This is a genomic window from Photobacterium toruni (assembly GCF_024529955.1).
In the GTDB taxonomy this organism is placed as follows: Bacteria; Pseudomonadota; Gammaproteobacteria; order Enterobacterales; family Vibrionaceae; genus Photobacterium; species Photobacterium toruni.
The window spans coordinates 880,080-894,272 of sequence record NZ_AP024855.1 but is presented as its reverse complement, the minus strand read 5'-3'; the positions used below and the strand labels follow the sequence as shown (position 1 = coordinate 894,272).

17 protein-coding genes are annotated in these 14,193 nt (G+C 31.7%); 12 read left to right on the top strand and 5 right to left on the bottom strand.

Annotation, left to right across the window (positions count from 1 at the left end; translation table 11 throughout):
- Window positions 1-149: 149 nt before the first annotated feature.
- The 4 genes from OC457_RS18135 (at window position 150) to OC457_RS18120 (ending at window position 3,801) form a co-directional block, all read left to right on the top strand.
- Window positions 150-635 carry a hypothetical protein gene (locus tag OC457_RS18135; protein WP_210436063.1) on the top strand — a complete coding sequence of 162 codons (486 nt, stop codon included), beginning with the start codon at window positions 150-152 and terminating at the stop codon, window positions 633-635.
- A gap of 1,027 nt (window positions 636-1,662) precedes the next feature.
- A complete protein-coding gene (locus tag OC457_RS18130) occupies window positions 1,663-2,202 on the top strand; it encodes a GNAT family N-acetyltransferase (RefSeq protein ID WP_080173989.1) in 540 nt (179 codons plus the stop codon).
- Window positions 2,203-2,304: 102 nt separating this feature from the next.
- The gene (locus tag OC457_RS18125) at window positions 2,305-2,610 is read left to right on the top strand and encodes a cysteine-rich CWC family protein (RefSeq protein WP_080173990.1); all 306 of its coding nucleotides are present in this window, start codon (window positions 2,305-2,307) and stop codon (window positions 2,608-2,610) included.
- A gap of 150 nt (window positions 2,611-2,760) precedes the next feature.
- Window positions 2,761-3,801: a hypothetical protein gene (locus OC457_RS18120; RefSeq protein WP_080173991.1), complete on the top strand. Its 1,041-nt coding sequence runs from the start codon at window positions 2,761-2,763 to the stop codon at window positions 3,799-3,801.
- Between the two features lie 87 nt (window positions 3,802-3,888).
- Here OC457_RS18120 and OC457_RS18115 read toward each other — a convergent pair whose 3' ends face one another.
- Complete coding sequence (locus tag OC457_RS18115; RefSeq protein WP_235866907.1) at window positions 3,889-4,227, bottom strand: hypothetical protein; 339 nt, start codon at window positions 4,225-4,227, stop codon at window positions 3,889-3,891.
- A 386-nt stretch (window positions 4,228-4,613) separates the two neighbouring features.
- Here OC457_RS18115 and OC457_RS18110 point away from each other — a divergent pair, with 386 nt between their 5' ends.
- The gene (locus OC457_RS18110; protein WP_080173993.1) at window positions 4,614-5,105 is read left to right on the top strand and encodes a CreA family protein; all 492 of its coding nucleotides are present in this window, start codon (window positions 4,614-4,616) and stop codon (window positions 5,103-5,105) included.
- A gap of 198 nt (window positions 5,106-5,303) precedes the next feature.
- Here OC457_RS18110 and OC457_RS18105 read toward each other — a convergent pair whose 3' ends face one another.
- The 3 genes from OC457_RS18105 to OC457_RS18095 form a co-directional block, all read right to left on the bottom strand.
- Complete coding sequence (locus OC457_RS18105) at window positions 5,304-5,594, bottom strand: molybdenum cofactor biosynthesis protein (RefSeq protein WP_080173994.1); 291 nt, start codon at window positions 5,592-5,594, stop codon at window positions 5,304-5,306.
- Window positions 5,595-5,804: 210 nt separating this feature from the next.
- Window positions 5,805-6,338 (bottom strand): molybdopterin adenylyltransferase, encoded by a 534-nt coding sequence (gene mog / locus OC457_RS18100; protein ID WP_080173995.1) that lies wholly within the window; start codon window positions 6,336-6,338, stop codon window positions 5,805-5,807.
- A 118-nt stretch (window positions 6,339-6,456) separates the two neighbouring features.
- The gene (locus OC457_RS18095) at window positions 6,457-6,903 is read right to left on the bottom strand and encodes a methyltransferase family protein (protein ID WP_080173996.1); all 447 of its coding nucleotides are present in this window, start codon (window positions 6,901-6,903) and stop codon (window positions 6,457-6,459) included.
- A 253-nt stretch (window positions 6,904-7,156) separates the two neighbouring features.
- On the opposite strand from OC457_RS18095, the gene OC457_RS18090 reads away from it, so the two are divergent.
- Entirely contained in the window at window positions 7,157-7,543 is a 387-nt protein-coding gene (locus OC457_RS18090; protein ID WP_210436064.1) for a M48 family metallopeptidase, read from the top strand.
- Between the two features lie 86 nt (window positions 7,544-7,629).
- Window positions 7,630-8,652 (top strand): site-specific integrase, encoded by a 1,023-nt coding sequence (locus OC457_RS18085; RefSeq protein WP_262054079.1) that lies wholly within the window; start codon window positions 7,630-7,632, stop codon window positions 8,650-8,652.
- On the opposite strand, the gene OC457_RS18080 is transcribed toward OC457_RS18085, so the two are convergent.
- Window positions 8,547-9,491, bottom strand: coding sequence for an IS1595-like element ISPma1 family transposase (locus tag OC457_RS18080; protein ID WP_080176628.1), 945 nt, complete (start codon window positions 9,489-9,491; stop codon window positions 8,547-8,549). The genes OC457_RS18085 and OC457_RS18080 overlap by 106 nt on opposite strands.
- Before the next feature lie 99 nt (window positions 9,492-9,590).
- Between OC457_RS18080 and OC457_RS18075 the strand changes: the two genes are divergently transcribed.
- Genes OC457_RS18075 through OC457_RS18055 form a run of 5 tightly spaced genes read left to right on the top strand, consistent with a single transcriptional unit; the run spans window position 9,591 to window position 14,187 of the window.
- Window positions 9,591-9,983, top strand: coding sequence for a hypothetical protein (locus OC457_RS18075; RefSeq protein ID WP_080176505.1), 393 nt, complete (start codon window positions 9,591-9,593; stop codon window positions 9,981-9,983).
- On the top strand, window positions 9,976-10,629 hold the full coding sequence (locus tag OC457_RS18070; protein WP_080176506.1) for a hypothetical protein: 654 nt from the start codon (window positions 9,976-9,978) through the stop codon (window positions 10,627-10,629). The genes OC457_RS18075 and OC457_RS18070 overlap by 8 nt, the downstream gene beginning before the upstream one ends.
- On the top strand, window positions 10,593-11,681 hold the full coding sequence (locus OC457_RS18065) for a hypothetical protein (RefSeq protein WP_080176507.1): 1,089 nt from the start codon (window positions 10,593-10,595) through the stop codon (window positions 11,679-11,681). Before OC457_RS18070 ends, OC457_RS18065 begins: the two co-directional genes overlap by 37 nt.
- Before the next feature lie 14 nt (window positions 11,682-11,695).
- Complete coding sequence (locus OC457_RS18060; protein WP_080176508.1) at window positions 11,696-13,732, top strand: hypothetical protein; 2,037 nt, start codon at window positions 11,696-11,698, stop codon at window positions 13,730-13,732.
- Entirely contained in the window at window positions 13,729-14,187 is a 459-nt protein-coding gene (locus OC457_RS18055) for a hypothetical protein (protein WP_080176509.1), read from the top strand. The genes OC457_RS18060 and OC457_RS18055 overlap by 4 nt, the downstream gene beginning before the upstream one ends.
- Window positions 14,188-14,193: the final 6 nt, after the last annotated feature.

The window sequence follows — 14,193 nt, the reverse complement described above, 5'->3', positions numbered from 1 at the left end:
CTCGTTTCATAAATACGCATCTAGGGCTCAAGAAATATCGATACTACCCGATACAAGTACTTATCATCATTAAAATAACTATATCTATCAATATGCGTATTTTTAAACAATGCTTATGCTTTATATTATTACTCGTTATAGCACAGCCAGTGTTAGCACTCACTCCAATCCATTTACTTAATTATCAAGATAGCTATGGTAATATTTCATTAAAATACAGCGGTAATATTCGTCTACCCGATCCCCTAATCGTTAACGGTCATCTTAATCTCGAAAATAGCCGTATTAGCATGTTACCTTTAAGTCTTACCGTGAAGGGGAATCTTAATTTAGCCTATAGCAATATTGAATACCTACCGCTAGCGTTAAAAGTCGACGGGTATATCAACCTTGCTTATTCTAAGATAAAAGAACTTAATTTCGGTCTACGGGTCCTCGGCGATCTTAGTGTTGCTCATACTCAACTTAAAAAACTACCTGATAATCTTTATGTAAAAGGCAATTTGTTACTCCAAAATAGTAACATCCTTACTTTACCGAATAAATTAGTCGTTGACGGTAATATTTATATTGGGAATATGCCACTAACAACAATTCCAGATGATATCACTCTCGGCGGTTTTTTATATCGATAGTAAAAATATAGCAATAAACTTAATAAGATACGATACAACACCAAAGCAAACGATTGCCTTTTATGTGTAGCGTTTAAATAATATTTTTAATAAGTTCGCGGAATAAAATAGTATAAGTTAGCCAGAAATTTTATAACGTAAATATATATTTCTGGCTACTTTGCGATTGATCTTTGTTATAAACAATCTTCAACAAACACTCAATTAGAGGATAATTAAGTGCATTCATTTCTTTATTTTTTACAAAGAAACGTTTATCTCCAACTTAAGCGTTTACGGCTTTAGTTGTTTGATTCTTATGGTAAAACCACTGTCTACGACTACGTGTTTTCATTATAAACCTCTCATTTTTTCCCAATGAGCAAGGTTGATATCACTGTATATTAATACCGTTCTTACTCGACTATTCGTGTTCTATCTAATCAATACTATATGACATTAAAATGACATGATAATTAAATTATTATAAACACTATCTTTTATGTGTATTTATCTATGACAACAACTCTTAATTATAAGTTCCATTATCAATAAATATTACTGTGATAAGACTTTATGGCAGGATAATTTAGGAAAGAAAATAATCTAAGACTTTCTGATTTTTAAAATAACTGTCACCCAACAATCTGTATCAACCTAGTAAATATAATTATTTTTTTCCTTTTTGACAACACCCATTATCTTTTTTTTGTGAGATCTATCGTTATTTCGTTAATTAAAAGACGAAAAAAAAGCTAACCTATTACTAAATAAGATAAAATATATTCCTAATATTTTAAATACCCCTACAACATATCATTGCCGACTAACAAACTACACAGTAATAGCCTTAAATTGCCAATTCAATACAGCTTAATATCTATCGTTGATAGGTTATTGATAAGGTTCACATAATAATAATTTCGTGTCACTCCACAAATTTTACTTTTTAGCCCAGTTACTTACTCAATAATTGATCATGGCACTATAAATTAATTATTATTTATTGATTAATAGTCATATCTAGCCATATTTATGAGTCTATATTATGAACAAAAATCAACCACTGTTAACAACTGAACGCTTAATTCTTCGGCCTTTAGAATTATCGGATGCAACAAAAATACAACGACTAGCTGGCAATGTTGATATTGCTAACGGTACTATCAGTGTTCCACATCCTTATTCTGATGGATTAGCCGGAAAATGGATAGGTAAACACTTAGCGGGTTGGCATAGCCATCAGTCTGCTATTTTTGCCATTACACTAAAAAGTAACCATCAACTTATAGGTTGTGCTGGCTTAGAAAATATTAATCAACACAGCGCACAACTCGGCTATTGGATTGGCGTTCCTTTCTGGGGGCAAGGTTATTGTACTGAAGCCGTTGAACGCATTAAAGAGTTTGGCTTTAATAAGCTTAATTTAGACCACCTATATGGTCGGCATCTAAAAGCAGTTTCAGGACCTGAAAATGTCATGCTAAAAATCGGTATGAAGAATGTATCAACATTAACAATTCCAAGTCATCACATTGCACAAGATAATATTGCGATTTATGAATTATTCAAACAAGTTGCCTGTTAAAGGCCCCTTAATGACCGTTTATAATATCTGGGAGAGTAGTATTTATACTTATTAATCGTTAGCATACAGGTAACTTGCACTACGTATTAATAGGTATTAACCGTGAAATCACCCTGTGTTGCTAAATGTAAAAATAATGCTGGCATTTGCAGTGGCTGCTTACGAACAATGACCGAAATCAGCCACTGGATAGCCTATCCAGAACAACAACAATTGGCAATAATGGCCGAGATTAAAGCAATTAAATCGACCCACCAATGTCCACAATGCTTACAACCTGCACAATGTGATATTCAAGCAGGAAAATCGACGTGCTGGTGTTTTGATATTGAGCCCCGCCAAACAGTAACAGATTCACTCAATAATTGCCTTTGTCGACAATGCTTATCATTAAGGCCCACCTTATAATTTTTCACAAATATCGCTGCACCATAAATCCATGGCCCGTTTTACTTCACGATTGCATACCAGCGTAAGTCACTTGACCACTGCAACGGCTACCACTTAACGATAAGAGCATCTAATGCTCATTCGCGATAAATACTCACTGGAATAAATATGGATATAAAAGTCAATAAGCGTCAAGCGCAACTCCTTAACAATACAATCACGCAGTGGCAGCAGCAACAATTAATAGCGCCCCAGCAAGCACAGCAACTGCGTCAAAGCTATCATGTCATTAATTTTGATTGGAAACTCCTTGCGGTTTATTCCTTTTGGGTTGCTATCGCCTGCTTTATTCTTTCTGTTATCTTATTAGTCGCAGATGACTATCTCATCGCATTAATTTCACGTCTCATCAACACACCAGCAAGCGTATTAACAGTGTTAAGTGCTGTCTTGGCTGGGCTTTTATTTTACTTTGGTGTCAAACGCCGTCAACGCTATCCAGAAAAGACAGTGAGTAATGAAGCGATGTTCTTTTTTGGAGTGCTCATAACAGCAGTAGCAAGTGGTTTTCTAAGTCATACAGCTTTAGCATCACATTGGCGTGATAGTATTTTTATTCTTATTCCAACGGTTGTTTATGTGATTATTGGGCTTCAACTGCGCTCTGTTTTAGTATGGCTATTTTCTTTATTAAGTATTGGTTTATGGGTTCTAACTGAAACCTCTTATCTCACACACAACCATTACCTTTTTTGGGGAATGAATATTCCATTACGATTTATTTTTGTAGGAATGATGATTATAGGATTAAGTGCTCTCTTTAAGCCTCACAATCGATTCTATTTTGCGAAAGAAGCTACCTTATTTATAGGACTAAGCTATTTCTTTACTGCATTATGGATGCTAACTATTTTTGGTAATTACGACAGTTTACGGGCTTGGTCAAACATACAACAGATTGACCTATGGGGCTGGAGTGTTGCGATGCTCTTGATCACACTAGGTGCGATTTTTTATGGTATTAAATATAATAATTCTTTAATTCGAGCTTTTGGCATTATTTTTTTATTGTTGTGCCTCTATAGTCGTTATTTTGAATATTTCTGGGACACCTTATATAAAGCCCTCTTTTTTGCAATTTTGGCGTTCAGTTTTTGGGGAATAGGCAGTCGTGCAGAAAAAATTTGGCAATTAGGGAATAAAAGTTAATAAAAAGCCGCTGTCAAAATATATTGATCAGCGGCATTATTTATAATTTACAGTGTTAACTATAAGAACATAAAGTAGAAACATAAATTATTTAACTGCATGCCTTTCTAAATTATATAAACGAATTTCATGCAGTACACGCTCAGTTAACATATCATTCATGGTGTTTCGCATTGATTCCTGCATATCAGAAATAACGGGAAATACATTCTGGTGCATTTCATCTAAACAATTTTTAGAAACTTTCATTTTCAAATCAAACTCAAATGAAGCTAATTCTAAAAATTTTTCCATTCGCTCAATAACAACATCTATCATGTAACTATCAGCGCCTAAATCCAACAATTCTTGTTCAACAATTAATTCTAACGGTGTACGATCTCGAGGCTGTTCTTTTACTGGAAAAGCAAGAATATTTGACATCATATCCTCCTCATAATCAGTAATAATCATCCGTTGATAATTATTATAATAACATTGCTGTTACATTCATCCTATGTGTTATTTTCATAATTGAAAAGCCTATTTTTAATAAAACTTATCATTCGTCTAAAAAATCAATGTTACACTTCAGCGAAAAAAATAAAATAACCATTATTTATCAAAAAGTTAAAAACAAAATATCGTTATGTTAAAATTTATCATATTTATTTTATTTACAATTAGCTTGTTGTATTTTATGAGGACACATTGCAATTTTGAAACTGTATAATGAAAATAATTTCAATTTCGAGTATAACTAACCACAATAATAACAAACTATAATTTAAAATTTTTAGTCACTTTATTCTTTAAGCAGGGGGAAGGATTATATGAAAAAGATATTAACGGTTGCAGGGGCGCTTGCTATTGCATTTACTCTAAATGGTTGTTCTGATAATGAAGTTGGTGATGTGTCTTTAGGTATGTTTACAACTAAAGATATTAAGCTCAATACATTAATTGATCCTATTGTACCTGGCGTTACTTGCCATATCGCGAGTATTGAAGCTGATTTAAGTTTAGCGGATCCTTCAGACTCATCAATTTCATGTCGTCAAACGGGTGAAATAACTCCAGAGATGATAGCTAAAATAGATAAATCAAAATCAGGTGAAGTTGTCTTTAAAAAATCTAAAAGTATTTTCTTTAAGACAATGAAAATACGCCGTATTTATGATCCCCAATCAGAAACATTGATGTATTTATCATACTCCACAAAAACGACCACTGGCAGTTATAAACATAGCTTATCAACCGTACCATTATGGGGCACAAAGGCTTATGTTTCACCAACAGAAAATGAAAATGTAGACAACAAATAAGAATTAATAATGTAGCCTCTGCCTATTAAATATAATAGAGAGGCTTTTAACGCTAACAAATAAAAGTATTTACGTTTTTTAATAAAAAATAACGGTTATCTATTCCGTTATTGTTCCTGTCATTATTAGTATTATGGTTAGCAATGTCGTTTCTATACTAACCATAATAAAATAGTCTAATTTAGTATAAAATGATAACTACAATATTCGAGGTGATTTTCGAGGATAACGCTTCAGTAATAATGAGCCAATAACAGCCATACATATTCCAGCGAGTAAAACAATAATATTTTTATCTTTATCAACAGCTAATATATTTTCTGCATATGTATTGTGATACAAATCAGAGCCAGCGAGATTAAGAAACGCGCCCATTTCAGTAAAGATATGCTCTTGACCTATCATGCCACTCAGTGACATAACACTCCATAGAAGAGAAATTACACCTAAAGAAACCGAAATAAAACCCCAACTTTGTTTAACGTCCATATTCAAACCTATGTATTACAATTTCATGCAGCTAATAATTAAATTTTCATGAGAATATTACAATTAATCCATAAAAACAATTCACAAACTAAATGTTATTAATATTACACTGGCTATTATTTACTCTTTTTGTGACCTCTATTCAATTTATCAACAATAAAAAAAGCGATACCGAAGTATCGCTAAGTAGTGTCATATATAAAAATATATTTATTTATTTTTAGGTCGGAAAGGTTTAATAACGGCTTCATTACATGTTAGAAATGGTCCATTCATTAAATCAATACAATATGGAATAGCAGGGAAAACAGCATCTAAACATTCACGAATAGATTTTGGTTTACCTGGTAAATTTACGATTAAACTATCACCACGCAAGCCTGCCGTTTGACGTGATAAAATGGCTGTTGGTACAAACTTTAATGATTCAGCGCGCATTAGCTCACCAAAACCAGGCATCATACGATCACAAACAGCTTCTGTTGCTTCTGGTGTTACATCACGCTTTGCTGGACCTGTTCCGCCCGTTGTAACAACGAGACTACATTGCTGTACGTCTGTCATCTCAATTAATGTTGCTTCAATCACATCCTGTTCATCAGGAATGACTTTATAAATAGGCTCCCACTCAGAGGTAAGATAATCATTTAATGTATCAATAATTGCTTGGCCTGAAATATCATCATAAATACCAGCACTTGCGCGATCACTAACGGTTACGATACCAATTTTTGCTTTACTCATGTGTTGCCTCATTCTCTTAAAATCAATCTTCCCCTGAATAGTAACATTTACATCACCATCAATAACGACTCAATATATGAAAATCGACAGGTCGATGAAAATCTAAGATAACTAGCGCTCAAAACCACCGTCTTACTTGGCGACAATATTGTACATAATCTTCACCAAACAACTGCAACAATACTTTTTCTTCTGGCTTTATTTGATAGTGATTAACCACTAACACAAAGATGATGAGCCCTAAAATTGTCGATAATTCACCATAGAGAAATATTGCAGCAATTAACACTAGCAGTAAACTGACATACATTGGATTACGGCTATATTGATATATACCACGAGTAACTAATCGTGCTGTTTGTTGCGGAACAAAAGGGCTAATCGTTGTATCGGCTTTCACTAAAGCTAATACAGCTAAAAAGCCAACCACTATCGCAATAGTAATAAATGGTATAGCGACAATCCATGATGGTTTAAATTGCCACAAAGGGATTAAGTAAGTACACACATACATGATAAATAATGCCAACAGCGTTAGCACTGGCGGTGGTATTTTTAAGCCCACAGTTATTATCCTTACTGATATAGTTAATTATTTACCCGATTCAACTCAACTTACCACTGATACTATAAAATAATAAGGTTATCTCAGCAGTATCTAAAACAACAAAATTAAAGCAAAACATCAAATTAGAATAGCGACCATAGTCAATTAACAACCGACCTATTAATAACATTATCCTGAAGGATAAATTTATCGTTTTTTAATTCTTTTATCGATAAACTTGTATCATCCAAAATGTAACGTAGTTTTTTGTATGACAACTTTAGTGTATTTATCTGGTTATTCGCCTCAACTACTTGAACAAGTGCAACAACTTATTGAAACTAAAAAATTAGGTGAGTATTTAACGAAAAAATACCCAGAAAAACATAACATTACAACAGAGAAAGCTCTTTATAATTATACTATTGATTTGCAAAGAAAAAACATAAAAAAATCACCAGCCATCAGTAAAGTTGGTTATGATAAAAATATTCATACCATCCACAATGCTTTGGGGTTACATACTTTTGTATCTCGTATACAAGGGAGTAAATTGAAAGCTAAGCATGAAATTAGAATAGCTCAAGTATTTAGAACTGCTCCGTTAGAATTTTTAAGAATGATTGTTATTCACGAGTTAGCTACTCTTACAGACTAGTGTCGAAAAAATACTCTTACACTATTGCAATTCTGGAAAAATAATACACAGTAATATAAACGGTGTTCATTTAGATAGGATGCAGAATGGCTAAATTGATAGTATCTCAAAATGTATTCACAGATAGCTCTCTAACGTTTGACTCATCATCTCATCCTTTTTTTACACAAAATGGAAAAAATTTAGGTTGTTTACCTACTCTTTATGGAAAAGATGGTCAATTCATAGATATCGTTAATAGCTGGTTCTTTGACCTAAAAGCAGTAAAACATTTAGTAGATCTCAGCTCCTATTCAAGAGCGTTACGTTTATACTGGTCTTTTCTAGAAGAGCAGAACCTCGAATGGAATAATTTTCCTCCTATAAAAAGACTGAAACCTACATATCAATTTAGACACCATCTAATCACGCTCATTGAAGATACCGCAATAGCCCATTCAACAGCAAACCATTACTTAAGCCATGTCGTTCAGTTTTATATCTGGGCAATTCATGGCAACTATCTCAAGATAGAAAATGAAAATGCAGCTCCATTTTGTCTTGAATTCATTGACATAAAAAGGAGCGATAAACTCGCTCATCTAAAAAAGAAATTTACTGTTCAAACTAGCGATTTAAGAATTCGTGTTCCCAAAGTAGCACAGACAAACAATGTAAACTCAATGAATGCATTAAGTCGAGAAGATCTAAAATTACTAGCGAATAAACTATTAAATGAATCTATAGAATTTCGATTACAATGTTTATTAGGGCTTCAATGTGGATTGCGAATAAATGAGATATCCACTTTAACAACTGATGCGATAAATCAAGCTATACCACTTACAGAAAATAAATCTCGTTATTCCATAACTATTGGTTTAAACAATGGTGTACAAACAAAATATAAAAAAACTCGAAAAATTGAAATTTCATATCAATTACTAATAGCACTAAAAAATTACTCTATAAGTGAGCGCTATTTAAAACGTTTAAAAAAACTCAAACATAAACAATTACCTGATTACCACCGAGACTCAGCCAGCGTTAATAATTTCTCTGGCATCGGTGGTGATTTTGCACCACATTTAATTAGCGTATTGAATATATCTTCAACTCGAAACCGATAATTAAATCGAAAACAGAATTCACCAAGATAACGAGGAATATGCTTTTCTCTAATTGCGTGATATGTCCCTTTTATCGAATTTTTAACGTTACCAATCATGGTATCGACCCAATAAAATGCAGCTTCATATTGGTGAAGTTCTTTACCATTTTTTGGTAATGAACCATGAATAATATCTGCTGCTAACAGACCATTAAAACAGGGTAAACCATCTGATATGACTAACGTTTTTTCTTGTAAATGCTTTTTAGCCCAATCTGTAATTTCTTGTTTTTTAAAACAAGAAACAACACTTAGCCGCATATAAATAGGATGACCTTCTTCATTCAAAGAGATCGCTGATACAAAAGGTGTTTTACCTTTGGCACCACGTCCTCGCTTTCCTTTTTGTTTACCTCCAATATATGCATCATCCAATTGCACGATATTGCCTAACTTTCGATTATCATCATGCTCTTTCATCACTTGCATGAGCTTATGTTTTATTCGCCATGCTGCGTTATAAGAAACCCCTAATTTACGCTTTAGCTCTAATGCTGAAATACTGTTTTTATCTTGTGTGATGAGATAAATAGCTAAAAACCAAGTAGTTAACGGTAATTTTGAATGGGAAAATAAAGTACCTGCCGTCAATGATGTCTGATGGTGACACTTATTACATTGATATAATGACCGCGATTTAAGTTCACAATAACTTTTAGAAGCACAGGTAGGGCAAACGTAACCATTTTTCCATCGAATATTAAATAAACGCTCTCTACATTGAATTTCTGTCCCATACATTTGCATAAATTCGGGTATAGAAAAGCCTTTCTGAAATTGGATTGAATTCTTAGGCATAACGTCACTCCTATACTTCAATATCTTAAAGTATAGGAGATAATTTAACAGTGGCTGTTAAATAGTGGTAATCAGGAACAATTAAATGTAATACAAAGCTTGCCAAATCATAAAGTGAAAGCTTTAGAACGAAGCATCATCTTTACTCCTCTGTTTATAAGTAATTATGGCAATCCTACTGAGAGTAAAGTAATTAGTGCTAGATGGGCTGATTTTAGAAAAAACGTTCGTATGATTGATTTAACATTCCATCATAAATTTCATGATTTACGCTGTACTTATGGGACATACAGACTTAATGATTTACTTCAATCTGGCATAGATACTAGTGAAGCACTCGATTGTATAATGTCATGGATGGGGCATAATCATGAACAAACGACTTGGAAATATTTACGTTACTTAAAAAGAAAGGAAATATTCTTAAACCAATTATCTTTATTAGATGAAATAATGCATGATGCTATAAATGGGGATATTATTAATGAATAATTCAATCTACCGATTTAAATGGGATCCAGAACTTTATATTACACTTGAAAAAGATGATTTTCACCGAAGATACATAGATTTCAATAGAGTTCGATATTTTAATCTTCCTCGTAAAAATGAAATAATTAAAGGGGAATGTACCTTTGCAAGTCGTGACGAATTAGTTAATAAATTTAAAAGTGAAATCAACTCAATAATTAACACCTATGCTGTTGAAAGTATTATTTCCATGGTAAGTAAAACCTTTTCTTATATTATATGGAGTGATAAAAAAAAGCTATGTTTATTTGCAGAACCATCAATAAAAAAATATAGTGAATACCTTTATCAACGAGTACAGAGAAAAGAAATAAAACGAAGTTCATATTGTCATATTATACACGACCTAAAATTAGTATTTTCTCTTTTAGGTTATAATGAAAACTATTTTGATAATATATTATTAGTATCTAGAAATGATCAAGAATCAAACCAATCTTATTCTCGTTCAGATCTAAAAAAAATTTTACCATTATTAAGAGCATTATTTAAACAAACTGCCACTCAATTTTTAGATAATCCTGAAAAGCATAAATCTAGTTATGTTTCATCATATACTATGACTTTTGAATGGAATGGAAAAAAAACAAGATTTGTAGTGGAATAAGCAAAATGATGGTAGCTGCTACTTATTTAATGGCTTATTATACTAGTACTAACACTACCCAATTATTTACCCTTAAACGCCCCCAAAAAGCAGGATTTAGCATTAAAGATGAATGGTATACAATGCCAGTATTTAAACGAAGATCATTTAAAATAATTCATGTTGAAATTGGACAACACAATCTCAATATACCTAAATACTGTATGAATTTTTTTGACACTCTTCTTAAAGTCTCTACTGCGATAGATAATTCGAAAGATGCATTATTATTTCAGTTATGTATAAGTAATGATGTAATACCTATATCATCATCAACCTTATCATCATTTAATAAAAGATTCATACGTAGATATCATCCAATGACGGATGATAGAGGAAATGAATTATTACCTAAAATATCAAGATTTAGACAGACGGGAAGTCAATTATCACAAATAAATCAAGGTGAATTAGCTTCTTCTATAATCTTAGGTAATACTCCAAATGTTATACAGAAACACTACACAACTGGTAATGATCATGATAACAATAAAATGTTACAAGAAACTATTTCAATCCGTTATGAACAAGCTCGAACCAAAGAACCAATAAATAAAATTAAAGAAACACTACATATTTCAACATTAACGTATGAAGAATACCTTAAAAAATTGTCTCCAAATTTAAAAGTCTCAGCAAATGGTACGTATTGCTCAGATCCTTTTGGAAAGAAATCAAAAATATTCAATAAACGTTCAAGTAAATACAAAGATAACCTAACACTAGCATGTGCTGATTTATTAGCATGCTTTGGATGTGAACATCAAGTAATCATACAATCACTTGATGACATATGGTGTTTATTATCCTTCAAAGAAAACTTAGAAGAATCATTATATCTTCATATAGATAGCAAGCATTATGAAGATAATTTCAAAAAAACAATAGACTTTATTGATAAGGAAATATTACCAAGACTTGATAAGAAATTAATTAAATCATCCAATTATAAACTTGTAAATGAAGGAAGGCATCCACTCTGGAAAGATATTGATTCTATGATATTATCATAAATAGGAACTTTAAAATGACTAATAAATTAAATATACCATCAGATTATCCCATTGAACATTTAGCTATTAATTATGATATTGTATCATTAGTGAAAAATAAAGAATGGGACAAATTGAATAATATTGCCATCTGTAAAGATAAAGAAAATAATATAATATCTAAATTTGGTGATACAAAATGGAGCTTAAAACCTTATTTTTCAGAAAATTATATACGGGAACATGAATTTAATTTTGAACAGTTCAAATCATCATTCACATTAACAATAGAATTAAAACTGATAATCTATGGATGGATATTTCATAAATCAGGCCGTCAGGTTACTCCTGCAAAACCAAGAACAATTATAAGTCGTTATTCAGATCTGAAATTAATCTATCAGTTTTTACTAACACATGAAAAGACATCACTTAAAGCACTTGGAGATCCTAAACTTTGGAATTACTTCGAAGAATATATTAAAGAAAAAAAGTTATCTCAACATACGATTGAACTTAAATTTGTAGCAATAAACAATATACTATTACTGCAAAAATGGATTGACATTGATTTTAATATATCAAAAATAAAATCAAAAGAATTAGCTGTGAAATTAAGTAACAAAACACAGCAGCAAACATTAACAATACCAGAAAGGATAGCTGATAACATATATTCAGCTGCTATTGAAAAAATTGAGATGGCTTTCCCATATAGATATTATTTACTAAATACTGAAATTGACATTCAGAATGACTATATTTTTCGAACAAAAGAATTAGACCGATTAATTGATAGTGGGAATCTAAATCATATTACGACTAAACGCCGATATTCGGCAAAAAAATCAGAAATAAAATCAATACCAATAACAGAAATTATAAATAGAAATTTAAGTAACACTCCATTATCTCATTATAACTTTGATGGTAGGAGTTGGATTTCATACTATAATGATTTAATTACAGCATGTTACATATGCTGTGGAGCATTCACTGGAATGAGAGATTCTGAATTAAAAGAATTAAGTATTGATAGTTATTTTGAAGAGAATATAGATGGAAAAACCTTCCATTTACTTCAGTCTAAAACATTTAAATTTGGTGAAAAAAAAGCCACTTGGGTTACTGCAGCCATCTGCAAAAAAGCTATTGAATTAATGTCCATTTTAACAAAAGAATGGAGATCAGCATGTAATAAAAATTCACCAACTAAAATTAAAAATATATGGATAAATCAAGTAGTTCGTTCAAAATATCCATCTACAATTACTAATTGGCCTCATAGATTAAAAACATTCGTTATATTGAACAATATTATTGTTACAGAGGACGATTATGATGAGTGTATAAAATCTAATCCCAACAGTTTAGACTTAATAAAACAAAATATTTTCATAAATAAACCATGGCCTTTAAGTTCTCACCAATTCCGGCGTTCACTCGCTTTTTATACTATAAAGCATCGTCTTGGTAGTACAATATCCTTAAAACAACAGTTTAAGCATTTATACTTACAAATGACTGAGTGGTATTGCGAAGGAAGCATATCAAATAGATTAAAAGATCTTGAAATGGATAAAGACCTACAAATACTATTAGATGAAACAAAAATACAAGATACAACTCAAAAATTTTTTGATTGGGTACATAATGATAAACCATTATCAGGAGTTCATGGTAAAGCTATAGTTGCAATGAGAAATGATATCCCTCATATTTATAGCTCATGGGATATTATTTATGACATTGTAAAAAAAGGGCAGCTCACCTTACATGGAACAATGCATAGCTACTGCAAAAATGGATATAAGTGTGATATGGATGGCATTATAAATCCGACTTTTTGTATTGATTGTTCAAGCGGAAGTAGCATTATTGATGAAGATAATGCTCAATGGTGGCAAAAAAAGCATTTAGACTTAACTAAGTATCTAGCTTCAAATATATCTGTCTCACCTTCAATTTATTCTCATTGTATTACTCAAATCAGGGCTGCAGAAAGTGTCATGACTGATTTTGGAATAGATTTTAGTGTCTATACACATCCAGTGGAGTTTAAAGAATTATGAGCAAAAAAGAAGATACTCTATACGCTCTTGAAGCTGCTTTAGAACGTATCCTACAACAGCAAACTAAACGTATACCCTCTACGCGGAAGCTCAGTGTACGCGCCGTAGAAGAAGAAGCAAACCTTGGTAATGGTAGTGGATACTATTATCCTGAAATAATTGCTAAGATAAAAAAAGAAAAAATCAACTTACCTTCTCATAGTAAAAATCCTACCAAAGACGTATCACCAAAATTACGAGATAGAATAAAAAAAGAAACTAAAATCAAAGAGAAATATAAACAAGAGAAAAATGTGCTAAAAGCACTTGTTTCAAAAATGGCTACTGATCACCATCATTTCAACGATGCACTTAGAAAAGCTAATGCCAAAATAGATGAATTAGAAAAAATAAATACTGAGCTAAGAAACCAATTAGCCTATTTTAAAAGGAATAAAATAAAAAATATAAATTAAATATTT